Here is a 23,044-nt window from a genome sequence, read left to right on the forward strand (position 1 = left end):
TGGTAGATGGAGGCCTGTATGGCTGACGTACATACTCTTATTGGGAGGACCCTTCGCAATGAGCGAAGCGATATGCTTGTCGCTATCGGTGTCATTGTTATCGTTGGGATGCTCATTATTCCCCTGCCAACGGTTCTGCTGGACCTTCTCATGAGCTTTAATCTGATGTTGAGCCTTCTGATTATTCTTATTGTCCTGTATGCAAAGCGTGCTCTTGATTTTTCGGTTTTTCCGACCCTCCTGTTGGTAACCACTGTCTTCGGACTGGCTCTTAACGTCAGCTCAACACGATTGATCCTGAGTCAGGGTATCGACTTCGACGGTAAGGTGGTAAAGGCCTTTGCCACTTTCGTCACGGGGACAAGTGGAAGTGAAGGACTGGTCATCGGATTTATCATCTTTATCATTCTCATCGCCGTTCAGTTTATCGTCATCACCAAGGGATCCACGAGGGTTGCAGAGGTAGCGGCTCGTTTTACCCTGGATGCTCTTCCCGGAAAGCAGATGGCGATCGAAGCGGCCTATAATTCCGGTTCACTGACAGAGGAAGAGGCCACCCGTCAGAAGAACGATCTCCAGCGGGAGGTCGATTTTTACGGCGCCATGGACGGTGCCAGCAAATTTGTTTCTGGTAACGTCAAGGTTAGTATCCTCATCACTGCCATCAATGTCATCGGTGGACTTATCGTTGGGACAACGATCCACGGGGAGCCTTTGGCTCAGGCCGCGAATACCTATGTTTCCCTTACCATCGGTGATGGTCTTGTCAGCCAGTTCCCGGCCCTCCTTATCTCCACGGCCACCGGTCTGATCGTTACAAGGGCCATAAGCGACGGGACCTTCGGAAGCGATATCTCAAAACAGTTTACTCAGCAAAGCAGGATCTACTGGATTGCCGCGGTTTGTCTGGCCCTCCTTGGCTTGCTGCCCGGTTTCCCATGGTATATTCTGCTCCCGTTGAGTTTCCTTTCCGGCTTGCTTGCCTACCGTCTCGGCCGTAAGGAGATAAAACAGTTTGAGGCCGAAAAAAGTGCCGAGGCGCAGACTCCCGAGCGTTCTGCTCCCGCAGAGATGAGCCCCGTGGTACCCCTCGATCCGTTGAGCCTTGAACTCGGTTACGGCTTGATTCCTTTAGTCGATAAGGATCAGGGTGCCGAACTTCTGGACCGGATCACCCGAATTAGGCGGGAGGCGGCACTCGAATTGGGACTTGTAGTTCCGAGGATCCGAATCATCGACAATATGCGCCTGGAACCCAACGAGTATTGCGTCAAAATAAAGGGTGTGGAAGTGGGGCGGGGTAGTATCCGTGTGGGACACTTCCTTGCCATCAATCCCGGAACCGCAGCAGAAGAAATTCCGGGTGAGGCGACAAAAGATCCTACCTTTGGGCTCCCCGCGCTCTGGATTAGCGAACAGGATCGGGATGATGCTGAACGGGCAGGCTACACAGTAGTGGATGGTCCCTCGATTGTCGCCACCCACCTGACCGAGGTGATTAAAAAGCATGCCTTCGAAATGCTCGGGCGGCAGGAGGTCAAATCGATCCTGGATACCCTTCGGGAAGATTTTCCCGCGGTTGTCGATGAGGTTTCCAAGGCCCTTAGTCTTGGGGAGATTCAGAAAGTGTTGCAGGGATTATTGATCGAACAGGTTTCTATTCGTAATATGGTACCCATACTTGAGACCTTGGCCGATTTTGGTCCCGTTTCAAAAGAAACATCTTTTCTTGTGGAAAAGACCAGACAAACCTTGGGTCGCCAGATTTGTCTCCAATATGCAGGGGAAGAGCGAGTTCTCAGGGTTCTGACCATCGCACCTGCTCTCGAGCAGATGATTGTCGATGCCCGAGTCGATACGGCATCGGGTCCTGTTGCGGCCTTGGAGCCGGGAATATATCGGCAATGGATACGGGCCGTCACCAATGGCATTCACACGGTCCAGCAGCAGGGGGTTTTTCCTGTTGTTCTTTGTTCAGAGGCTGCAAGGTTACTGGTAAAGAAAAGTATTCAGCGGGAGCTGCCCGAGATAGCGGTGCTTTCCGTTCCTGAAATAGCCGCCGACATCGATACCGAAGGGGTCGGTGAAATCAACCTGGATGAAGAATGAGAGCCCAAAGGAGCGAAAACGATGCAGTACTTTACTGAACAAGCCTATACCCACCAGGAAGTGCTTCGAAAGATTCGGGAAAAGTACGGAGAGAGGGCTAAAATTTTGACCCAACGCTCCATACGCATGGGGGGATTCCTCGGTATGTTCAGCAGGGAGGGGGTGGAGATGAGCGGCTACATTGCCCAGGATCCCGTCCCACGCCCGAAAAAGAGCGATCCTGCGGATGAGAAGAAGAAGATCCTCGAAAGTGTCAAGGGAGAGAAAACCCTTCAGCAGCTACTCGATGAGGTTCGGGGACTGCGTGAAAAGATTGAGGAGGGACCCTATCCCGTCAAAGCTGAAAAGCATCAGTCGATCGAGAAAATCGAACGGCTGCTTTCAGAAAATGAATTTACCTACACCTATATCACGGCCATGGTAGAACGACTTCGAAAGGAGCTTTCCGTTGACCAGCTGGAGGATTTTCAGCTCGTGCAGGACAAGGTTCTTGGATGGATCATGGAGACGATTTTACTCACTCCTCGTACGGGCCAGGATGGGCCACAGGTTATGATCCTCATCGGCCCAACCGGCGTCGGAAAGACCACCACCATTGCAAAGATGGCGGCAATCCACAGCCTCGGGACGAAGGGGGAGAAGCAGAAATCGGTCAGGCTTATTACCATCGACAATTATCGAATCGGTGCCAGGCAGCAGATAGAGACCTACGGGGATATCATGGGGGTTCCTGTTTCCTGTGTCGAAACCTATCAGGAGCTGCAGAAACAGGTTCTGATCTACAAAGATACCGACCTCGTGCTGGTGGATACCATCGGTAAGAGCCCGAAGGATTATGTCAACCTTGCGAAAATGCGGGAGATGCTTTCCGCCTGCGGAACTCGTGCTGAGGTTCATCTTGCCTTGAGCGCCACCACCAAGGCAAGCGACGTAAAAGATATTCTCGCTCAGTTCGAGCCCTTCGGATATTCGTCTGTAGTGCTTACAAAACTTGACGAAACAATGCGCATAGGAAATATCATAAGTTCGCTCTACGAGAAGCGGAAAACACTTTCCTATATTACCAATGGACAATCGGTTCCGGAGGATATTTTGCAGGCCGATCGAATGGTCCTGCTGAAGACCCTCGAGGGATTTGATCTGCGGGAGACCTTCATCAGAAAGGAAGAAGAGGAAGGAATTACCGAAGTCGAGCAGCGTTATCTTAGCGGAAAGGAATGGAGATAAGCATGGCGGATCAGGCGCAGCAGTTGCGGGAAATGATGAAGGGGCGGGAAGAGGCTCCTGTTCAAGAGAAGAAAAACACGCGGATTATTGCCGTAACCAGCGGAAAAGGCGGGGTGGGAAAGACCAATATGTCGGTCAATATTGCCATTGCCTATGCTCAGCTGGGAAAAAAGGTTATTGTGATGGATGCCGACCTGGGCTTGGCGAATGTCAACGTTGCCTTGGGCATTATCCCAAAATACAACCTCTATCACGTGATTCGGAAGCAAAAACGACTCGAGGATATTATCCTTGATACGGATTACGGAATCAGCTTTGTTGCCGGTGCATCGGGCTTTTCCAAGATTGCAAACCTTACGGCGGAGGAGCGGGAAAGCTTTGTTGTGGAACTTGCTTCCTTATCATCGGCAGATGTCATTATCATCGATACGAGTGCGGGTGTCTCGGCAAACGTGCTTTCGTTTGTGGCTGCAGCCGATGATGCAATCATCGTTACGACTCCCGAACCTACCGCAATTACCGATGCCTATGGCATCATCAAAATTATCGCTACGGAGATCGACAGTCTAAATCTGGGGCTTAAGCTGATAGTGAATCGGGTAAAGAGCGTTACCGAAGGGAAAAAGGTTGCCGAACGGGTCATCAACATTGCCGGACAGTTTCTTAATCTTAAGGTCGATTATCTCGGTTACGTCTACGACGACCTTTCGGTGCCTCAATCGGTACTGAAACAACGCCCGTTTCTGGTGAACGAACCGAACGGAAAGGCCGCCATCTGTGTGAAACATATTGTTTCCCGGCTGGAAAAGGTAGAATACAAGGAAGGCGGCGGAGTCGGCCGTTTCATCCGCCGTCTGATCGGAAGGATGTAGCTTGACGCTTGCGGCTGCTTGTCCTAAGCTGAGATGAGGAGGGGAATTATTGTCATGGACGGACTGAAATTTGCCTACATACCTGGGGCCGCCGCCTTTGCTCTTTCCCTTCTTACCGGTATCTTGTTCGGGGTCGGTTTCTTGGCTCTTTTGTTACGGGCGATAGGCTTCGGTCTGCTATTTGCAGCCGCCGGTTTCGGGGTTCGTTCTCTATTCGTCCGTTTTCTGCCCGAGTTGTTTGAAGCCGACCAGGGTGATGAAGAGGATGGGACGATTGCGGATGCAGCTCCTGCGGCCGATACGGAAAGTGACCGACAAGAGCGTATGGTCGATATTGTTGTCGAAGATGACGACGATTCGACCTCTTCCATCTACAGGAGTGAACAAGAAGAGGAGCAGGACTCGTTTGTCGATACGAATGGTGGCGACGAAGGGGACGATGATATGGGAACGCTCGAGGCTGTCTCGGATGATGAAGATGAAGGGAATTTGCCCGACTTAGACTCCTTTAGTGATTCATTTCAGTCGGTTGCGGCAAGTCAGGAAGAGGTTGAGAACCAAGGGGGCACATCACCTGGTTCCGAAGTCGATTTTCTTGGTACCAGTCATGATCCTGCAACGGTGGCAAAGGCGGTAAGGACATTTATGAAAAAAGATCAGGAAGGGTAATATATGGGGGATCAGTTATTGGAAGAGAAGACGGAAGCCGAGCTCTGGGAGCTCTACCGGAACAGCCGTGATCCTAAAATCCGGGATCGCTTCATCGAACAATACTCTCCGCTGGTCAAGTATGTGGCCGGAAAAGTGGCGATCGGAATGCCCCAGAATGTTGAATTCGACGATCTTGTCGGATTCGGCGTTTTTGGGCTCTTCGATGCCATTGAGAAATTCGACCCCGAGAAGCATGTAAAGTTCAAGACCTATGCGGTTACGAGAATCAGGGGCGCCATCTACGATGAACTTCGAAGCATCGACTGGGTTCCCCGATCGGTACGTCAGAAAGCGAGAGAGATCGAAGAGACTATTCATCGACTCGAGGCCTCCCTCGGACGGGCTGCGTCCGATAAGGAGATTGCCGATGAGCTTGGGATCAGCGTCGCTGATTTTCAGAAATTGATGCTCAAGATAAGCGGTACTTCCGTCCTTTCTCTCAATGATGTCTGGTATACCGGAGATGAGAATGATACGGTTGCCATCGTAGACGGTATAGAGAGCCCTCAGAGTTTGAATCCGGATATCATCATTGAGAAAGAAGAAATTCGCAGGGTTATTGTTCAGGCGATCAGCGAACTTCCCGAAAAAGAAAAAAAGGTGCTGGTCCTTTATTACTATGAAGACTTGACCTTGAAGGAGATCGGAAAGGTCCTGGATGTCACGGAGTCGCGGGTGAGCCAACTCCATACAAAGGCCATCATGCGTCTTCGCTCAAAACTGACCAATATGAAAAAGGGGATCTATTGACCCCGGGAGAGATCAAGTGGTCGAGCTGAAAGAGATTCGTGAATACATGAAGGCTCAAGCTGATGAAGATCGTAATCGGCGTTGGGTACAGACTGAAGGAGAGGATCTCGAAGATGCCCTTAGACAGGCTGCAATAGAGCTGGGGGTTCCCGTTAAAAAGCTTGAGTATGAGATTCGTGATCAGGGGAAACGCGGGCTCTTCGGTCTGGGAAAAGGTCATTGTGTTGTCGTTGCATATCCAATGGTCGAACAGGTTGAAGAGGCGGATGGGGCGGATTTACTTTCCATGGATCTCGGCCTCGGGGATAAGCAAGAGGTAAAAGATCGGGACGGTGGCGTCGTGGTCCAACTCCGTCCCGAAGGGGCTTTTCTCAAGGTGCTTCCACCTGTCGGTTCCGGTGTTGCGATCAGCGAGAAAACGGCGGTTGATACCCTTACAGGCAGGGCCGTTCACGATTTTGACCGGTCTATGGTAAAACGGGTCGTAAAACAGGCGGACGGGGAGTTTATCAAGGTCGGAGAGTTTATATACAATCCTGCCGCCGATGCAATGCTTTCGGTCGATATAACGGACTTTGATATGAAGGCTTTCATCGTTGCGAAACCCCCTTCACCCGGAGGGGCCGATCTCAATTTCGATAGTATTATAAGTGCTCTAAAAAATAACGGTGTCGTACACGGAATCGATGAAGATGCGGTTCGGGATTTTGAGAACGACCCCCGTTATGGAGAACCCATTCTTGTTGCCTCCGGTACGAAACCGAAAAATGGGGATGACGCCAGGATTATCTACAACTTTGAAGTGGACCGCTCCAAGATCCGCCTCAAAGAGAAGAATGGAAAGGTTGATTTCAAAGAAACCAACCTTGTCCAGAATGTGGTCGAAGGCCAGGCCCTTGCAAAAAAGATACCGGCTGGGGAGGGGCAGTCCGGACGCACTGTTTCCGGCAAGCTCTTACCGGCGAAGGACGGAAAGGACGTCCAGATCGGCATCGGGAAGAACGCCAGGTTGTCGGAGGACGGTCTTACCGCCATTGCCTCTATCAACGGGCAGGTGATGCTCCAAAACGAAAAAATCAACGTCGAACCTGTCTATGTCGTTCCCGGTGATGTCAATTTAAAAACCGGTGGAAACGTCATATTCCTCGGAACGGTGATGGTGAAGGGAAATGTCGACGACGGCTTTAAGGTAAAAGCCGCCGGCAATATCGAGGTCCTCGGCAATGTGGGCAAGTGCGAGCTTGATGCCGAGGGTGATGTGATTGTTCATCAGGGAATTCTCGGTAAAGGTGGCGGTAAGGTTGTCGCAGGGAAAGGGGTCTGGGCGAAATTTATTGAGAACGCAAATGTCGAAGCGGGAGAACTGGTGGTTGCCAGCGACGGGATCATCAACAGTTCCGTTGAGGCTGTCCAGCGGATTATTTGTCAAGGAAAGCGGGCGACCATTGTCGGCGGCCGCCTTCGTTCCGCCGAAGAGATTGCAGCAAAAACCCTTGGTTCGGTTTCCGGATCGGAGACGATTCTCGAAGTTGGCTTCGATCCCAAAAGCAAGGAAAAGCTTGTCCGTCTGAATGAAAAACGAAACGATATAGAAAAGCAGCTTGACGACCTCGGCCGGAATATCACCACCCTTGAAACCTTGAAGAAGCAGCGGAAAAAAGAGCTTTCGGAAGAAAAGGAAAAGTATCTCCAGGATCTGTTGAAGCAACGGCGGACTCTCCAACAGGAAAAAAACACCCTTTCCGAGGAGATCGAAGAGCTTCAGAATTATCTTTCCAGTCTAAAGGTGCGGGGGAAGATATCGGCAAGCGATCGCATTTTCCCTGGAGTAAAGATTGTCATCAAGGATGCTACGCTCGAAACAAAGAGTGAGTATAAAGCCTCTACCTTCATCAACGAGGGGAATCTTGTGAAGGTCACGAAGTATGAGGAACCGGAGGAGGATTACTCCCAAAAACGGTAATGTCGATTCAACCTATTGACCTACAAACCCTATTTGCCCATCTCCACAGTGTCGGCAAAGAGCAGGCGATTTTGAAGGATGCCGCGGTTTTGCAGCAGGAAGCCCAGGGGTCAGAGCTCGTTAAAGAGACGCAACATCGGGACAAGAGTGTCAATGAAGCTGGAGAGATGGAAGACGGCCCCGGAAAGGTGGAGGATGGGAAAAATCGTAACCCCCAATCCGAAGAGGAGAAGTCTAAAAAGAAGAAGCAGGAAGAGGAAAACGATGGGGAAGGACGACAAATATATGAGGATCCGGATATCGGAAAAAATATCGATATAAGCGGGTGATGAAAAAATGCTTGTTACCGCTGTCGCCTTAAGTGTTGCTATTAATATTATCCTCATGGCCTTTGCTTATATACGGCTCTCTAAGGAGATTGGGCGAAGACGAAAGAGCGATTCCCTGTTGCGGGAGATCAGGGAGGAGGCGGAAGAGATCGTGCGCGAAATCAATCAGGTTACCGATCGGAATGTCGGTTTAATCGAGGATAGCATACGCCGTCTCACTGAAAAACTCTCCGATGCCGATAAAAGAATTACGCTCCTCGGAAAAGCGGCCGAAAATAAAGAGAAGGAGCGAATAACCTATTCTCATCTGCGTCATCCCTTACCGGAGGTGCAGAACCCATTACCTGATTTTGATCAGATGAGGGGAGATCAAAAAGAGATTCCTGCGAAACAGAAGCAGGAAACACTGCCTCCTCTTCGGGAGCGAGTTCTTGAGATGAGCCGAAACGGCTTTTCCAGTCAGGTTATTGCTCAGAAAACCGGTGCTACCGTTGGTGAGGTTGAACTTATGATCAATCTTTCCGGCGGCAGGGAAGAGGTAGAGCATGGTAATCGGTATTGACCTTGGAACGACGAATTCTGCAGCAGCCTTTCTCGAACAGGAGCAGCCCACTATCATACCGAACGATCGTGGTAATCGTATTACCCCCTCCATTGTGGCGGTGACTGGCTCCGGTGAACTTTTAGTCGGCGAAGCGGCAAAAAACCAGGCAATGATAAACCCCGGGGGAACAGCCACCGCCGTAAAGCGAAGTATGGGAAGTACGTCCCCCCTAAAACTTGGAAATCGAGAGATGCTGCCCGAGGTCGTTAGTGCCGAAATTCTCAGGAAGTTGAAAAGCGATGCCGAGGCCTATCTTGGTGAAGAGATAAAAGAGGCGGTTATCACCGTTCCTGCCTATTTTACGGAGCCTCAGCGTCGAAAAACAAAAGAGGCCGGACATCTTGCAGGCTTGCGAATATCGCGTATTATCAACGAACCAACCGCTGCTGCTTTGGCTTATGCATCTTCGTGTGGGAAGAGTCGCAATATCATGGTATATGATCTCGGAGGCGGAACCTTTGATGTTACGATTCTTTCTTCTTCCGATGGTCACTTTCGGGTTCTTTCGAGCTGTGGCGACAACAAGCTCGGAGGGATCGATTTCGACCAACTGCTTTTCCAGGAGGTGGTTCGTGACTTTTCCCGTAGGGCACCTTCCGTGGATTTTGAGGGAGATCCGACCCTTCGCCAGCAGCTGATGGAGCAAGTAGAGCGGGCAAAAATCGAACTCTCCAGCCGTGAGAGCGCCTCCATTAGCCTGCCTTTTATCGGAGGAGGGACTTCTCCATTGCATCTCGCCTTCGAGATCAGCAGAAACCGTTTTAATGAACTTATTCGTCCTTTTATCGAGAAGACCGTTTCTCTGTGTCGTCAGGCCATGGATGATGCAAAGGTTCGTCCCGACACGCTTATCCTTTCCGGCGGTTCCAGCAGAATCCCCCTGGTCAGAAGCCTTCTTGGTGAACTGACAGGGCTGCGTCCCGAAAATCGCATCAATCCGGAAGAGGTCGTTGCCCTCGGTGCTGCGGTTCATGCCGGCATGATCCAGGATGGGCGAAAGAGTCTCTTTCATGATGTGACGCCTCTTCCTCTCGGTGTCGAGATTGAGGGAGGAAATGTCGTTACCATCCTTGAAAAAAACAGCCCGCTTCCCGCTGTTGGCAAACAGCATTTCACCACAATCTGTGATGGACAGCGTTCTGTTGAGATTCATGTCCTTCAGGGAAACAGTAAAAGGGTCGAAGCGAACACTTCTCTTGGGCGATTTTTGCTCGGTGGTATTCGCAACGGTTGCAAGGGCGAACCATTAATCGAAGTGAGTTTTCGGGTCGACGAAGATGGTATTCTCCATGCCCTTGCACGCGATGTGGATACGGGATCGCTTCAGCACGTGACGATCAGCAGAGAACCGAATCCCCCGACGGTTTCCGGTAATTTCGAAACAGGTGTACGGGACAAGGTCCTCCATCTTGTCGATCGGGTGAAGCAGGAGAGGCGGAGAGCCGGATCCGGCATTGATTCCTCTTTTGAAAAAGAAATTTCCGAAATCCTCGTTGCTGCGACAGAGGCGTGTGCAGGCAATGGAGGAAAAGATTTGAACAGTTGTCGTATCGCTTTAGAAACGGTATTGGGCGAGATTGAGGCCATTCTTCGTGATCAGGAGCTCAAATATGGATGATAGTCGACTCTATCAAATCCTTGGCCTTCGACGTGGGGCCAGCCAGGAAGAGATAAAATCTGCCTACAGAAGGCTTGTCAAACAGCTTCATCCCGATCTTTCTCACACCCCTGCCACGAGCGAGCAGTTTAAGCGGGTGGTTCGGGCCTATAAGGTATTGAGCGTAAGGCAGGTGGACGGCAGTTGTATACAGTTTCCCGGCGGGGGGCGTAAACGGCCCTCGACGCGCGCCCATGCAAAAAAAGAGATCAATACCGATGCCCTCGGCAGAATGGTCACGGAGGCAAAAGTGCCCGAGCTCCGTGCCTTTGCCGTAAAACAATTGGGTAACAGCGGTAAGCGAAGTAGCTATCAATTCATCCGAAAGGCCCTTTTTGATCCTGCCCCTCTTGTGGTACGATCGGCTGTTGATGCGGTGGGAAAGCTTGGTGTCCGGCAATGTGCCGGTGAGCTTTCCGCTGTCTTCTCCCGTTCCGACCAGGAAATACGGCTTGCCGTTTTGGATGCCGTGGGACGGATAGGGGGCGGAGGCTTTTCCACGATCATCAATCTTGCAATGCAGGATGGAAACAGAGCGGTCAGGAATCGGGCCGTTACTCTGTTCGTCGCAGGAAAAGGGGCTTAAGGAATGCAGAGTGGCGATCGCTTGTATACGACCTTTCTCGACGACGGAAAGGCCTTTTCTCAAAATATTCACCATTTATTGTTGAAGCTGAGCTCCAGACCGAATAGTGTGGAATTCCTTCGTCAGCTTCTGCGGAACGCGCACTCGCTTAAATCCGAAGCCGCCTATATCGGAATTGATGAGGTCACCTCCATTGCCCACCAGATGGAAACGACCATCAATCTTGCTTTGACCGGCAAAGAGCTCCTTTCTTCACGGAAGGTGGATGACTTGATTTTTTCCAACGATCGCATCGGGGAGATCCTCGATTTCCTTCTATCCGGAGGCGATTCAAAGGAAACTATATCCGTCGAAGGCACAAAGGATTCGGAGACGTCCCCTGCGCATGCTCTTTCCGACGGAGGTCTCCTTTCCGGCCTAAAGGAACGGGACGGCACTTCTATCCCGAGCATTGTCGGAACGGCCCTTCCCGATTTTTCTCCCTTCGAAACCAATTTGCTGAAAGAAGCCCGTCGTCGGGGTGAAGGGCTGTACCGCCTCTTCCTGAATATTAGCCGTGACGCGGCCATGCCTTTTGCCAAGGCCTACCTTCTTTTGAGTAACCTGGAACAGGTCTCCAATGTGATTCGCACCATTCCGCTTTTTCGTCCTGATCAGGATATCTCCGCCAATGGTGATGATTTTAGGTCCCTGACCATTTTCCTTACAAGCAAGGGTGCTGTAAAGCAGCTGTATCAGGCCGTGCATATCGATCAGGTTGATTCGATCAGCCTGACGCCCGTCTCCTATGCCGCAGTGCTGGAGAGCGAGGGCGAAGAGGATGAAGGAGTGCATGGGGATGTTTCGGCTACCATTAGGGTTGAACCGAGGCTGCTGAATCTCCTTGCAGGTTACATCGACGAGCTGAAGCTTTCACTTCACCAGCTCGAACGGCGAATCGATAGACGGAAAGAAGAACCGGAGGCCGTTGCCTCCAACTTAGCGGAACTGGGTAATCTTATCGAGGGATTGGAATCGGTCGGTAAGACCCTTTCAAAGGTTCGTCTCTCGGAACTTTTTGCCGGATATCCCGGATATGTGGCAGAGATGGCCCAGCGGCTTGGGAAAAAAGTCAGGCTTGTCTTGTCGGGGGGAGAGCTCGATGTCGATCGAAGAATCGCCGAACTTCTGGGAGAGACGATCCTCCATCTTTTGAGGAACGGCGTTGATCACGGGATTGAGTTTCCCGGGGAACGACTGAAAGCGGGCAAGGACGAAGAAGGGACAATTCGGCTTGATGTCCATCGTGGAGCTGGAGGCTTGAGCCTTTCGGTATCCGACGACGGAAGGGGTATTGATAAAGAAAAGCTTTCTGCCAGGCTTGGTGAAGATCTTACCTTGGAGGGTGATGCTGAGGGAACGGACGGTGGCCGGGCTAACAAACTTGCCGCACTTCTTGCCAGGCCCGGAATAACGACAAAGGATGAAGCGACGGACCTCTCTGGCCGCGGCTTTGGTTTGGATATTGTGTACCGAAAGATAGGCCGCATTGAGGGCGCCTATCTTGAAGCGGAGAGTGAAGATGGAAAGGGCACTAGGTTTACCATTACCATACCTGGAGGGGCTTCCTTCATTACCCTAAAAATGGTGCGTTGCGAGCAGCTTGTCCTGGCTGTTCCTGAACGGAGTATTCTCTCCGTCGAGGAGGCCTCGGACGGGACCTTCGGAGGGGATGCTGAAGGGCGCCTTGAGTGGAACGGCATACCGGTTTTCAGTCCCGATGGGCGCCTTTTCCGAACCGATCGCCTTCCTCCTCAAGAGCTTGTTCTTATCATGCAGCACCTTGATCGTAAGGGTGCCTTTTTGGTTGACGAACTCCTCTTTACCAGGGAAGTGCCCGAAGAACAGTTTACCCTCTTTGTGGAGGAGAGCCCGTTTCTCTACCGTAGCTCAATAGGAGGGCGTAAAAGCGGTTTCCTCTATCTTTCGCCTTCGGTTGTGGCAATAAACTAACACATCGATGACAGGAGCATTTCATGGCCGATGACGATCGGAAGATCATCTATTCGATGGTCGGTGTCAGTAAGCGGCACGGAACAAAAACGATTCTCGACTCAATCTCCCTATCCTACTTCTACGGCGCAAAGATAGGAGTTCTTGGTCTCAATGGAGCGGGTAAAAGCTCACTTTTGAAGATCCTCGCCGGGGCCGACAAGGATTTCGATGGTCGGACCATTCTGGCTCCCGGTTTTTCCATCGGGTACCTTGAGCAGGAACCTCGACTGAGAAAGGGCGCTTCGGTTCGTGAAATTGTTGAAGAAGGTGTCCAGGAACTTGTTGCCCTTCTTGCCGAATATGATGCGATCAATGAAAGCTTTGCCGAACCTATGGATGATACGCAGATGGAAAAAGTGCTTGCCCGCTTGGGTGAGGTTCAGGAGGCATTGGACCATCTTGATGCCTGGAATCTCGACAGCCGACTTGAACTTGCTATGGATGCCCTTCGTTGCCCACCTCCCGATCAGATCGTTGATTCCCTTTCCGGTGGAGAACGCCGGCGCATCGCCCTGTGTCGACTGCTCCTTCAAAAGCCCGATATTCTTCTGCTTGATGAGCCGACAAACCATCTTGATGCAGAAACCGTTGCCTGGCTCGAACATCATCTGCAAACATATAGTGGCACCGTTATAGCGGTCACCCATGATCGCTATTTTCTTGACAATGTAGCGGGCTGGATTCTCGAATTGGATCGTGGAAAAGGAATTCCCTGGAAGGGAAACTATTCGAGTTGGCTCGAGCAGAAGAATCGGCGGCTGGCTACCGAAGAAAAGCAGGAAACCAGTCGCCGAAAAACCCTTGAGCGGGAGCTCGAATGGATAAAAATGGCGCCGAAGGGGCGACATGCCAAGGGAAAAGCAAGGGTCAACGCCTACGAATCGCTACTCTCCCAGGAATCCACACAGCAGGATCGTGATCTCCAAATCTACATACCGCCGGGGCCACGTTTAGGCTCCCTGGTAGTAGAGGCCAGGACCGTTTCCAAGGCGTACGGCGAAAATATTCTGGTAGAAGATATGAGCTTTTCTGTTCCGCCTGGTGCCATTGTCGGTATTATCGGCCCGAATGGAGCAGGCAAAACGACGCTGTTTCGTATGATGACGGGCAGTGAGGTTCCCGATTCGGGAAGGCTTCGTATCGGCGAGAGCGTACGTCTTGCCTATGTGGAACAGACCCGAGCCTCTCTTGACCCGGAGAAGAGTGTCTGGGAACAGATTTCTGGCGGTGAAGATGAAATTCTGCTTGGAAAGAGAAGTGTCAATAGCAGGGCCTATGTTGCTCAGTTCAATTTTCTGGGAGCGGATCAGCAGAAAAAATTGCAGACCCTTTCCGGTGGAGAACGAAATCGGGTGCAACTTGCCATGATACTCAAAAGCGGTGCCAATCTCTTGCTACTCGATGAGCCTACAAACGATCTGGACGTTAATACCATGCGGGCTTTGGAGGAGGGGCTCCTCGGCTTCGGGGGATCGGTCATGGTGGTCAGCCATGATCGCTGGTTTCTGGACAGGATAGCGAGCCATATTCTTGCATTCGAGGGAGAGAGCAAGGTGTTCTGGTTTGAAGGTAATTACAGCGAATATGCTGCGGACCGTCGTCGACGACTTGGTGATGATGCTCTCATTCCTCACAGGATAAAATTTCGAAAACTTACAAGGGACTGATAATGGAAAAACGCGACACAATTCATGCACTTGCTTTTGGAGAGATCCTCTGGGATATTATAGATAATGAACCGCACATTGGTGGGGCCCCCTTTAACCTCGCCGCACATATGGCGGCCCTAGGCGGTGAGGTCTCAATAGCTTCGGCCGTTGGCAAGGATCGCCTTGGGTCCGCGGCCCTTGAAGAGGTGAAACACCTCGGTATTGACAATAGTTTTATCAATATTCATCCTCAGCTGGCTACGGGAACGGTTCCCGTTAGCCTTGATGCTCAAGGTAAACCGGAGTACGAAATCGTTGAGAACGTTGCCTGGGATGCGATAACCCTTTCGGATGCGGCATTGGAAGCTATCTCAAAGCGCAATTGGGATCTCTTTGTTTTCGGTACCCTTGCCCAACGAAGCAAGGAAAATCGCCAGGTGCTCAGAGAGCTTGTGGATCACAGCAATGCAGGCGAGCGCTTTTTTGATGTAAATCTCAGACTCAGCTATTATTCAGCGAAAATCCTCCATGATTCCCTTATGCTTACCACTATTCTTAAATTGAATGACGAAGAGGTCCCCATAGTCTCAGATGCTCTGTTTTCCCGAACCATGAGGGAAGAGGAGTTTTGTAAAGCCATTTTTGATACCTTTCCAGTCCGGATGATATGTATAACCAAGGGGAAAGATGGATCGACACTCTTTGACGGAAAGATGCGCTATGACGAGCCCATTGTTGATATTCCTGTTGTGGATACCGTCGGAGCGGGTGACAGTTTCTCAGCCGCCTTCCTGACTGCCTATCTCAAAGGGCTGACCAAAGCAAAGGCCCTTCGCTTTGCAAGCAGACTAAGCAGCTTCGTCGCAGGCAGCAGCGGTGCCGTTCCCGCATATACGGGGTGGATCCTCGATGACATCACTGCGATGAAAGATTCTCCCGATCGAAGAGAATGAGAGCGATAAGGCGAAGGGGCGTATTTCCGTTGTTCCTAATGCTGTGACTTTCCCCGTTGCCGGTCACCACCAAATCTCCGGCTGCTATCGCTATAGGTCCGGTCCCTTCGTCGACTTCTCCTGTTCCCTCAAGAATGTAATAGTATTCGGTCTCTCCCGTGTGGGTATGCTCTCCGATAGACGAGCCGGGAACGAGAGTCAGCTCACTGAAAAGACGTCCTCCCGGTACCTGCTCCGGAGAGAGCAAATGACGTAAAGCGATATTACCTTCTCCGTCTCTCATATGCTCTTTCACTTCGTTGCGCATCGACGTCTGTCTAATAATCATCCCGATTCCCTCCCAGGATAGTCGAAATTGTGTTGAAACAACTCTACCAGTTTCTCAGCCTTTTTATTTTCGTCGGGACCTTCAATGTGGATTGTTATCTTGTCACCCTGGACAAGGCCGAGGGAAAGCAATGCCATGATGCTTGTCAATTCGACCTCGACATCCTCCTTTTTCAGGATGACCTTCCCTTCGTACGGCGAGACCTCATTCATAATGACACCGGAAGGCCGAACATGAATTCCCGCCTTGTTTTGTATCACTGCAGAACGCTGAACCATAACGGAAAGTATATAAAACTCCCGAACATTTTACCAGAGCAAAGGGTAGTGTTCCGAATCCTGGTGTTTCTCAGCCCCAAGCATACGAGGGAAGATAGTCAATCGGTGGAAGCCACCAGGATTCCGGACACTATTTACTACAAAGAAAAAGTCAGATACTATTATTTCATGAAAGTTCGTTCAAAATTGCTCTTACTGAATGTTGTTTTTTTAGTCGGTTTTCTTTGTGCGGGATTTGTACTGACCCTTTCCATCCGGACGCTTATGTCCGAATACCATATCGGTCTTGAAGGAACCAGCCTCATAGGCGAACTCCATGAGTTAAGTAACCTTACGAAGGAAATCCTGCTTGCCGAGGACTTACACGATACGCTTCCTGAGGTTATCGCACAGGTCCGCCGTGTCGACGATAGAATCGAAACGTATCTTACCGAGAGTGTTAAGACGGCTCCCCGGGAAACCAAAGACGTTCTTGAGATATACGATGTTACAAAACGGCAGCTGGAATCGGTTTTGGCAAAGGTTGAGGAGATTGAAAAGCGTTACCCCGATTATCTGCCCGGGCTGGTTGAGGCTTACTCCTACTACCAGGTTTTTACCATAGACCGGGCGGCAAAAGAGGTGTTGCAGCTTTCAACTTATTTAAGCGAAACCCTTACTGTACGCCTGAAAGCACTTGTTGACGAGGTATCACGACAGAACGCTCGGCTTGCTTCCTCGGCAATTCGCTTCTCGATCATTGTTTCTGCCATCATTCTTTTTATACTCACCTTTTTCTCGCTTCTAACGATCAGGGGTCTTGATAGAAGGATAGGGGAATTCCGGCGGCAACTTCTCCGTTTTGAGACGGGGGATATTTCTTCCGATGTGGTCCTGACGGGACGGGATGAGTTCTCGGCTATTGCCGAGGCGATGAATCAGTTTATTATCCTCTTAAGAGAATTATTGTATGATGTTCGTAAGATCATCTTTGCTCATCATGAAAGCCAAAAGGAAACAATAGGCATCATTGAAACCTCTGATCGTGTACGCGAAGAGGCTATCGCTGGTGTCAAGACTGCGGAGGATGAGGCGGAACAGCTCCACACAATGGTATCCGCTGGGGAGTCGGAACTAAAAGAGCTTCGAAAAGGGTTTTCCGATCTCAGTATGAAGCTTTCAAGCCAGAACACTTCGATTAGTGAATCGAGTGCCGCAGTGGAGGAGATGAACGCCTCAATTGCAAGTGCCACCCGTATTGCACGAGAACGGCAGGAAGCTTCCGGCCGGCTTGCCGTAAGTACTCAGAAAGGGCATACGATGCTTGAGGCGACAGGAAAAATGGTCTCCGATACGGTTTCTGATATGGAAAAAATCAAAGACATCGTTACTATTATTAACGACATAAGCGAAAAGACCAACCTGCTTTCGATGAATGCCGCTATCCAGGCCTCTCATGCGGGAGAGGCGGGTAAGGGCTTTGCCGTTCTTGCCGGTGAGATTCGCAGGCTTGCCGATAGTACAGGTGAAAATGCCCGTATGATTCAGGAAGCCATTGAAACGGCTGCAAAGCGATCTGTGGAGATGAACCAGGGGGCAGTCAATACATTACAGCTCTTCCGGGAAATCCTTGCGGAAAGCGATAGGGCTCAGTCGTCGATGTCAGAGATCGTCGGAGCAATGGAAGAGATTCTTTCCGGAAGCGGAGAAATTACCAGGGCGATCCTCTCCATCCGTGATACATCTGTGGAAATGGATGAACGATCTGCTGAAATGGATAATGCGTCGTTGAAGGTAAGCAAGACCATCGGACGGGTGGGAGGGCATGCTTCCACCATGGAAAATGCGACCACAGACCTTGGCAAAGCGGTCCTTTCAATGGGAGAAAGGGTGACGCAGCTGGGAGAGGCCGGCCGCAATACTGCTGCCGTGATTGCCTCTCTTGCAGAAAAAATCGGCCGGTTTCGATTGGAAGATTAATAGGATCGAGCCAGGACGGTTCGGGTCAGCGCAAGTAGTTGCTCTCTTGCCTGGTTCGCCGGAAGATGGTCAAGTGCCTCTATGGCCCTGTCGGTGTAGCATTGAGCCTCCTCCCGGGCGGTGGCGAGAGCCCCACTTCCTTCTACTATCGAAAGAAGCGCATCAACTACGCCGGGATCATTGGGCAGGCGTTGAATCAAAGCGGATATCTCTTCCGACTGCTTTGTTTCTCTGGCAATAATCAACGGCAGGGTACATACCCCTTGGCGTAGATCACTGCCCGCAGGTTTTCCGAGTACCTCTTTGCTGCCTGTGTAATCAAGGATGTCGTCGATGATCTGAAATGCCATGCCTATGGCATACCCGGCCCGTCGTGCCCACATCACCTGAGTTTTATTCATTTTGCTTTGGCTCGCTCCTGCATGAAATGAAAGAAGGAAAAGCGCTGCTGTCTTTCCCGCAATTCTTCGAAGATATGTCCTGCGGGAAATGGCAAAATCGTACTCTTTCGTGGACTGATCAATTTCGCTTTGACAGATAAAACCAACAGCAGTGCTGAGGGACCTGCCGTTTTCAATTGTCGCATATTGGGCGGCAATCGAAAAACAGCGGCTGAAGAGGTAGTCCCCCATCAGGATAGCCTTTCGAATGCCTATCTTTGTATGAACGGCGGGAACTCCCCTACGGGTATCCGCATCGTCTATGACATCGTCATGAATAAGTGTTGCGATATGAAGCATCTCAATGGCCGCGGCAATATCGTACGCCTTTTTTTTGGAGAACTTACCGCATCGCGCCGTGAGAAGGAGAAAGGATGGCCTGAGCATCTTACCCTGTGCAAGAATAAGCTCTTCAAGTCCCTCTCTGATTGTCGGGCTGCTGTTTCTAATATGAGTAAGTATAACCTCCCTGACCCGAAGGAGATCGGAGTCGAGGGAGGGAATACCAAGAACGGATTGCTTCATCTATTTGGGTTCACCGCTATAGAGGTAACTCTTTTTCGCTAATTTCGTTCCATTCCACCACTTTTTGATCCAAGGCATTACCCAATGGTCAAGACCCAGGCCGCGACCTGCTCCGCCCATCATAAGAATGGCCGCGAATACAAACCAGAGCTGATTCCAGCTGAACATTCCCGACAAGGTGAAGATCAGGCACATACCGATCGACACAACTGCGGCAATCCAGGTAAAAAGACCACCCATGAGGGCAAGACCGATACCTATCTCTACAACAACAACCATGACCTGGAACAACTGAAAGGGCAGGTGAACAAAGATGCCGTCCATGAAGGTTTGGCGAAACCATGTCACCAAGGGATTATCATAGGCAAGGATAGAGTTCGCCGTATCCCAGATGGTATGGAAGGCCTGCTCGGCATGGGCGACTGCAGTGGATGCGGCACCTGCAACGGCATCGGAAGCGGCGGATACCGCGTCTGAAGCTGCCTTGACCGTATTTGCGGCGGCGTCTGCCGCTGTACCGCTTGCGGCTGTGACGGCATCTGAGGCTGCGTGGGCCACGGTGGCGGCTGCATCTGTTGCTGCACCGCTTGCGGCTGTGACCGCCTCGGTGGCAGTCTGAGCAGCCTGCGTTCCTGCCTCTGCAGCGGAAGCGGCACTGGTTGCGTCTGTAACTGCCTGTACACCCGCCTGCACAACTCCTTGGCTAAACATCCATCCCGATTTCGAACCGGCCGAGAAATGAAACCATCCTTCACCAATCTTATTGATCCCTTCGAAGACCCACATCAGGCCGAGCCAGAGACGCAAGAGGACTGCCCAGTAATTGGGAATCTTCGCTGAAATGAGATTGCGAACCAGGGAACGTCCCTCTTTGATGTCGAGGATTTCGTGTCGCAGGTAGCCCCATACGGCATTGAAGCCTGCAAGACCAAAAAGATAATGAACGTTGATGAGGTGCTTCAAAGCTGTTGCGAAAAAGCCCGACATCGATATGCCCATATTGTGGCTTACGGCATATTTCCCACCAAGGGAGACCATGAAACCGTGGTAGTTCGACTTGAACGCCTTCATGGGACTTCCTTCGATGGAAGCGGCGACATTATGAGCGACTACCTCTGCGGTTTGCAGTGCCGTCTCTACAATCTGGGGAAGTGGCTTTTCGTTTTCAAGGAACCACACCATATCCCCGGTAAGAAAGACGTTTTCTTTACCCGGACTTCTCAGATATTCGTCTGCCTTTTGCCTGCTGCAGTGTCCCTGCTCGAGATCCAACTCCCCGCCAAAGGCTGTTCCGAAAACACCGCAGGTCCAGATAAAGGTTTTTGCATCATGGGAATCGCAGTTGTTTGTTGAAAAGCCGTCGGGAGTCACTTCGGTAATTCTGCTTTCGAGGCAGATTTCCACGCCGTGCTTTTCCAGATACTTCATCGTTTTCTGCTGAAGTTTTTCCGGCAGGATCGGAAGTATTTCACCGAGGGCCTCGACGACCATGATCCTTACTTCCGATTCATCGATGCCGTACTCTCTGCAGAGCGTGCTTCGCCGTTCAACCAACTCTCCCGCCAGTTCGATACCGGTAAAACCGGCACCAGCGACGGCAAAGGTCAGAAGCTTTTTTCGCTCTTCCGGGTCCAATGTCTGACTCGCTTCCAAAAACATCCGCTCGGTATGCTCACGGATCTTCATCGCATCTTCAAAGGACCAGAGCGTGAAAGCGTGCTCTTGTGCTCCCGGGACACCGAAAAAACATGGTTCGGCACCGGTCCCCAGAACCAGGTAGTCATACTCATAAGAGTCGCTTTTACCCGTTAATTTCTTTCCTGTGAAGTCGATAGCGGTGATTTCATCGAGAACGACATGTACTCGTTTTCCGGAAAAAATACGAGCAAAGGAGACCCTGACCGAATCAGGTTCAACCCTTGCTCCTGCGACTTCATGGAGTTCCGTCATCAGGGTATGATAGGGGTTTCGGTCTATAAGGGTAATTTCTATCTCAGGTCGTTTCTTGAACTGTTTATGTAATTTCTTTGCAGTTTCAACACCCCCATATCCACCGCCGAGAATCACAATATTGGTTTTACCCATTCCTTCCTCCAGATTCTGTTATGATTTTCACGTTATTGTGAATATTTTCTAAATATGATCGATTCGATCATGCTTTAGTGATGATAGAAGATAATTATCTTTTCTGCAACTACATGCTTCTGTCAGAAGCTTGACTTTTCAAGAGAAATAAGAGAAATTTTCGCACCATGAAATATCGTCTATATGCTTTTTTTTTCTTACTATGTATTCTATCGTCATGCGGGACGGAGAAATCGCAAGATCCTATAGCGGAGACACGTTTTGCTTTGGGGACAACCTGCACCATCACGGTCTTTCGAAAGGCGGATGCCCATCATATACAAGAGGCCTTTGATGCCGTTCACCGTGTGGAGTCTCTCATGAGTGTGAATTTGGATGATTCGGAGATCTCGGTTCTCAATGACCATGCAGGCAGGGATCCTTTGCAGTTTTCCGATGATACCTTTTTTCTTCTTTCCAAGGCAAAGGAGTATGCCCAGCTTTCGGGTGGCGCCTTTGATCCCACCGTCGGACCTCTTGTCTCTCTTTGGGGAATAGGAAGTGATGAAGCAAGGCTTCCTGAGCGATCCGAGATCTTGGATGCACTTGCGTTGATTGATTATCACAATCTGGTTCTCAATAGTGAACATCGTACAGCCGAACTCCTGAAAAAAGGGATGGCCGTCGATCTTGGGGCAATCGCCAAGGGCTATGCCGCGGATGCCGCCGCACAGGTCCTGAAAGATGATGAGGTGCCGTATGCTATTATCAACTTCGGCGGGAATGTTTTTGCGATGGGGCAGCGCTACGGAGATGGGCCCTGGAAGATTGGAATTCAGGATCCCGACGCCGAGCGGGGAAACTATATTGCCATTGCCCGAGTCGAGGATAGTGCCGTTGTCACCAGTGGGAAATATGAACGTTTTTTCATCCAGGACGGCGTGCGTTATCACCATATCCTCAGTACCGTCGACGGCTATCCGATAGAAAACGGGATAGCCTCGGTGACTGTTGTCGCCAGGGACTCGACCCTGGCGGACGCCTTCTCCACCATGTTGTTTGCCTTAGGCCCGGAGAAAGGTCTGCGGCTGGCAAGAGAGACCCCCTTTCTCCAGGCCGTGTTTGTTATGGAAGATAAATCGGTGCTGACATCCTCCGACCCCGACGGGTGGCTTACGATAGAGGACAGCCGGTACCATTTTGTGCAGGATAGCGAGGTGACGGAATGAGTAAATTTGACGATGTCCGGCTTATTTCCGGAGTGTGGTACCGACTTGACCTTTCCATGGGCAAGAGTTTTACCGCCTGCTGTATCATGGAAGAATCCGACGAGGGAGTGATTACCTTTTTCGAGTTCCCCGACGAGAGTAGAAAAGCTGCCGCAGATATTCTGCCCCATCTTGTCGATCTTGTGCCCATAGAACCTCCCGCAGAGATCAGCTACCGTATCGAGGATTTCCTCGATGACGAGGATGAAGTGGACGGGGAATCTGATGAGTGGTGATCGTCACAAGCCTGTTGCGGTTTTGGGCGGGCTGGCGCTTTTCCTTTCGGTCTTGGAGTTTATGATACCAAAGCCCGTGCCCTTTATGCGCTTGGGCATTGCGAATATTCCGATTCTTATTGCACTTGCCCTTTTCGATGACCGTGAAGTGTGGCTTTTGGCTTTTCTAAAGATTGCAGGACAAGGGATTGTAAATGGGACACTCTTTTCATATATCATCCTTTTTTCCGCTACGGGAACCCTTGTCAGTGTGGCTGTTATGGTCCTTCTTCGGCGTTTTGCAAGGAAAGGCATCAGTCTCGTCGGTATGAGCGTGGCGGGAGCCTTTGTCGGAAATTTGTCGCAAATAGTGCTTGCCAACCGCTTTATTTTCGGCAATGCGGCCCTTCTTATCGCTCCCCCCTTTCTGATCATCGGTTTGATCAGCGGGGCCATTATGGGATTTTTCGGTGATCGTTTTATTGCCGGAAGCCTTTGGGCTCGTAACTTCACGGAGGCCTAA

General features: G+C 50.8%; 21 protein-coding genes. 17 read left to right on the forward strand and 4 right to left on the reverse strand.

The features are described 5' to 3' along the window. The first annotated feature begins 18 nt into the window (after positions 1-18). Genes flhA through SPIRS_RS08065 form a run of 13 tightly spaced genes read left to right on the forward strand, consistent with a single transcriptional unit; the run spans position 19 to position 15,444 of the window. A complete protein-coding gene (flhA, locus tag SPIRS_RS08005) occupies positions 19-2,109 on the forward strand; it encodes a flagellar biosynthesis protein FlhA (RefSeq protein WP_013254173.1) in 2,091 nt (696 codons plus the stop codon). A gap of 21 nt (positions 2,110-2,130) precedes the next feature. Next, positions 2,131-3,336, forward strand: a complete 1,206-nt coding sequence (flhF, locus tag SPIRS_RS08010; protein ID WP_013254174.1) for a flagellar biosynthesis protein FlhF — start codon at positions 2,131-2,133, stop codon at positions 3,334-3,336. Positions 3,337-3,338: 2 nt separating this feature from the next. After that, complete coding sequence (locus SPIRS_RS08015; RefSeq protein ID WP_013254175.1) at positions 3,339-4,208, forward strand: MinD/ParA family protein; 870 nt, start codon at positions 3,339-3,341, stop codon at positions 4,206-4,208. A 54-nt stretch (positions 4,209-4,262) separates the two neighbouring features. Beyond that, positions 4,263-4,877, forward strand: coding sequence for a hypothetical protein (locus SPIRS_RS08020; protein ID WP_013254176.1), 615 nt, complete (start codon positions 4,263-4,265; stop codon positions 4,875-4,877). A gap of 3 nt (positions 4,878-4,880) precedes the next feature. Next, the gene (whiG, locus tag SPIRS_RS08025) at positions 4,881-5,669 is read left to right on the forward strand and encodes an RNA polymerase sigma factor WhiG (protein WP_013254177.1); all 789 of its coding nucleotides are present in this window, start codon (positions 4,881-4,883) and stop codon (positions 5,667-5,669) included. Positions 5,670-5,685: 16 nt separating this feature from the next. Further along, on the forward strand, positions 5,686-7,632 hold the full coding sequence (locus SPIRS_RS08030; protein WP_013254178.1) for a FapA family protein: 1,947 nt from the start codon (positions 5,686-5,688) through the stop codon (positions 7,630-7,632). After that, complete coding sequence (locus SPIRS_RS08035) at positions 7,632-7,961, forward strand: hypothetical protein (RefSeq protein WP_013254179.1); 330 nt, start codon at positions 7,632-7,634, stop codon at positions 7,959-7,961. Before SPIRS_RS08030 ends, SPIRS_RS08035 begins: the two co-directional genes overlap by 1 nt. A 7-nt stretch (positions 7,962-7,968) precedes the next feature. Further along, positions 7,969-8,523 carry a DUF6115 domain-containing protein gene (locus SPIRS_RS08040; RefSeq protein WP_013254180.1) on the forward strand — a complete coding sequence of 185 codons (555 nt, stop codon included), beginning with the start codon at positions 7,969-7,971 and terminating at the stop codon, positions 8,521-8,523. After that, positions 8,507-10,183, forward strand: coding sequence for an Hsp70 family protein (locus SPIRS_RS08045; protein WP_013254181.1), 1,677 nt, complete (start codon positions 8,507-8,509; stop codon positions 10,181-10,183). Before SPIRS_RS08040 ends, SPIRS_RS08045 begins: the two co-directional genes overlap by 17 nt. Further along, complete coding sequence (locus tag SPIRS_RS08050) at positions 10,176-10,808, forward strand: DnaJ domain-containing protein (protein WP_013254182.1); 633 nt, start codon at positions 10,176-10,178, stop codon at positions 10,806-10,808. The genes SPIRS_RS08045 and SPIRS_RS08050 overlap by 8 nt, the downstream gene beginning before the upstream one ends. A 3-nt stretch (positions 10,809-10,811) precedes the next feature. After that, entirely contained in the window at positions 10,812-12,800 is a 1,989-nt protein-coding gene (locus SPIRS_RS08055) for a chemotaxis protein CheA (RefSeq protein WP_013254183.1), read from the forward strand. Between the two features lie 23 nt (positions 12,801-12,823). Next, the gene (ettA, locus tag SPIRS_RS08060; RefSeq protein WP_013254184.1) at positions 12,824-14,509 is read left to right on the forward strand and encodes an energy-dependent translational throttle protein EttA; all 1,686 of its coding nucleotides are present in this window, start codon (positions 12,824-12,826) and stop codon (positions 14,507-14,509) included. A 2-nt stretch (positions 14,510-14,511) separates the two neighbouring features. After that, complete coding sequence (locus tag SPIRS_RS08065) at positions 14,512-15,444, forward strand: carbohydrate kinase family protein (protein ID WP_013254185.1); 933 nt, start codon at positions 14,512-14,514, stop codon at positions 15,442-15,444. Here the strand turns inward: SPIRS_RS08065 and SPIRS_RS08070 are convergent. Both SPIRS_RS08070 and SPIRS_RS22115 read right to left on the reverse strand, forming a co-directional pair. Continuing rightward, on the reverse strand, positions 15,407-15,772 hold the full coding sequence (locus SPIRS_RS08070; RefSeq protein WP_013254186.1) for a cupin domain-containing protein: 366 nt from the start codon (positions 15,770-15,772) through the stop codon (positions 15,407-15,409). The two genes, SPIRS_RS08065 and SPIRS_RS08070, sit on opposite strands and share 38 nt — an antisense overlap. Further along, on the reverse strand, positions 15,769-16,032 hold the full coding sequence (locus SPIRS_RS22115) for an HPr family phosphocarrier protein (RefSeq protein WP_171814761.1): 264 nt from the start codon (positions 16,030-16,032) through the stop codon (positions 15,769-15,771). Before SPIRS_RS22115 ends, SPIRS_RS08070 begins: the two co-directional genes overlap by 4 nt. A 186-nt stretch (positions 16,033-16,218) precedes the next feature. On the opposite strand from SPIRS_RS22115, the gene SPIRS_RS08075 reads away from it, so the two are divergent. Continuing rightward, positions 16,219-18,009 carry a methyl-accepting chemotaxis protein gene (locus tag SPIRS_RS08075; protein ID WP_245537732.1) on the forward strand — a complete coding sequence of 597 codons (1,791 nt, stop codon included), beginning with the start codon at positions 16,219-16,221 and terminating at the stop codon, positions 18,007-18,009. On the opposite strand, the gene SPIRS_RS08080 is transcribed toward SPIRS_RS08075, so the two are convergent. Both SPIRS_RS08080 and SPIRS_RS08085 read right to left on the reverse strand, forming a co-directional pair. Continuing rightward, entirely contained in the window at positions 18,006-18,974 is a 969-nt protein-coding gene (locus tag SPIRS_RS08080; RefSeq protein ID WP_013254188.1) for a polyprenyl synthetase family protein, read from the reverse strand. The two genes, SPIRS_RS08075 and SPIRS_RS08080, sit on opposite strands and share 4 nt — an antisense overlap. Further along, complete coding sequence (locus SPIRS_RS08085) at positions 18,975-21,059, reverse strand: FAD-dependent oxidoreductase (RefSeq protein WP_013254189.1); 2,085 nt, start codon at positions 21,057-21,059, stop codon at positions 18,975-18,977. It abuts the gene before it with no gap. Between the two features lie 266 nt (positions 21,060-21,325). Here SPIRS_RS08085 and SPIRS_RS08090 point away from each other — a divergent pair, with 266 nt between their 5' ends. The 3 genes from SPIRS_RS08090 to SPIRS_RS08100 are packed head-to-tail and all read left to right on the forward strand — an operon-like array spanning position 21,326 to position 23,044. Continuing rightward, positions 21,326-22,267 (forward strand): FAD:protein FMN transferase, encoded by a 942-nt coding sequence (locus SPIRS_RS08090; protein ID WP_148224047.1) that lies wholly within the window; start codon positions 21,326-21,328, stop codon positions 22,265-22,267. Further along, positions 22,264-22,542 (forward strand): hypothetical protein, encoded by a 279-nt coding sequence (locus tag SPIRS_RS08095; RefSeq protein WP_013254191.1) that lies wholly within the window; start codon positions 22,264-22,266, stop codon positions 22,540-22,542. The genes SPIRS_RS08090 and SPIRS_RS08095 overlap by 4 nt, the downstream gene beginning before the upstream one ends. Continuing rightward, positions 22,502-23,044 (forward strand): Gx transporter family protein, encoded by a 543-nt coding sequence (locus SPIRS_RS08100; protein ID WP_013254192.1) that lies wholly within the window; start codon positions 22,502-22,504, stop codon positions 23,042-23,044. Before SPIRS_RS08095 ends, SPIRS_RS08100 begins: the two co-directional genes overlap by 41 nt.

It is taken from the genome of Sediminispirochaeta smaragdinae DSM 11293 (assembly GCF_000143985.1).
Taxonomy (GTDB): Bacteria; Spirochaetota; Spirochaetia; order DSM-16054; family Sediminispirochaetaceae; genus Sediminispirochaeta; species Sediminispirochaeta smaragdinae.

Coding starts and splice junctions, on each gene's coding strand:
- SPIRS_RS08050 (WP_013254182.1), top strand. CDS start 10,176: ATGGATGATAGTCGACTCTATCAAATCCTTGGCCTTCGACGTGGGGCC.
- SPIRS_RS08055 (WP_013254183.1), top strand. CDS start 10,812: ATGCAGAGTGGCGATCGCTTGTATACGACCTTTCTCGACGACGGAAAG.
- SPIRS_RS08065 (WP_013254185.1), top strand. CDS start 14,512: ATGGAAAAACGCGACACAATTCATGCACTTGCTTTTGGAGAGATCCTC.
- SPIRS_RS08035 (WP_013254179.1), top strand. CDS start 7,632: ATGTCGATTCAACCTATTGACCTACAAACCCTATTTGCCCATCTCCAC.
- SPIRS_RS08020 (WP_013254176.1), top strand. CDS start 4,263: ATGGACGGACTGAAATTTGCCTACATACCTGGGGCCGCCGCCTTTGCT.
- SPIRS_RS08100 (WP_013254192.1), top strand. CDS start 22,502: ATGACGAGGATGAAGTGGACGGGGAATCTGATGAGTGGTGATCGTCAC.
- SPIRS_RS08080 (WP_013254188.1), bottom strand. CDS start 18,974: ATGAAGCAATCCGTTCTTGGTATTCCCTCCCTCGACTCCGATCTCCTT.
- SPIRS_RS08040 (WP_013254180.1), top strand. CDS start 7,969: ATGCTTGTTACCGCTGTCGCCTTAAGTGTTGCTATTAATATTATCCTC.
- SPIRS_RS08015 (WP_013254175.1), top strand. CDS start 3,339: ATGGCGGATCAGGCGCAGCAGTTGCGGGAAATGATGAAGGGGCGGGAA.
- whiG (WP_013254177.1), top strand. CDS start 4,881: ATGGGGGATCAGTTATTGGAAGAGAAGACGGAAGCCGAGCTCTGGGAG.
- SPIRS_RS08085 (WP_013254189.1), bottom strand. CDS start 21,059: ATGGGTAAAACCAATATTGTGATTCTCGGCGGTGGATATGGGGGTGTT.
- SPIRS_RS08070 (WP_013254186.1), bottom strand. CDS start 15,772: ATGATTATTAGACAGACGTCGATGCGCAACGAAGTGAAAGAGCATATG.
- ettA (WP_013254184.1), top strand. CDS start 12,824: ATGGCCGATGACGATCGGAAGATCATCTATTCGATGGTCGGTGTCAGT.
- SPIRS_RS08075 (WP_245537732.1), top strand. CDS start 16,219: ATGAAAGTTCGTTCAAAATTGCTCTTACTGAATGTTGTTTTTTTAGTC.
- flhA (WP_013254173.1), top strand. CDS start 19: ATGGCTGACGTACATACTCTTATTGGGAGGACCCTTCGCAATGAGCGA.
- flhF (WP_013254174.1), top strand. CDS start 2,131: ATGCAGTACTTTACTGAACAAGCCTATACCCACCAGGAAGTGCTTCGA.
- SPIRS_RS08095 (WP_013254191.1), top strand. CDS start 22,264: ATGAGTAAATTTGACGATGTCCGGCTTATTTCCGGAGTGTGGTACCGA.
- SPIRS_RS08045 (WP_013254181.1), top strand. CDS start 8,507: ATGGTAATCGGTATTGACCTTGGAACGACGAATTCTGCAGCAGCCTTT.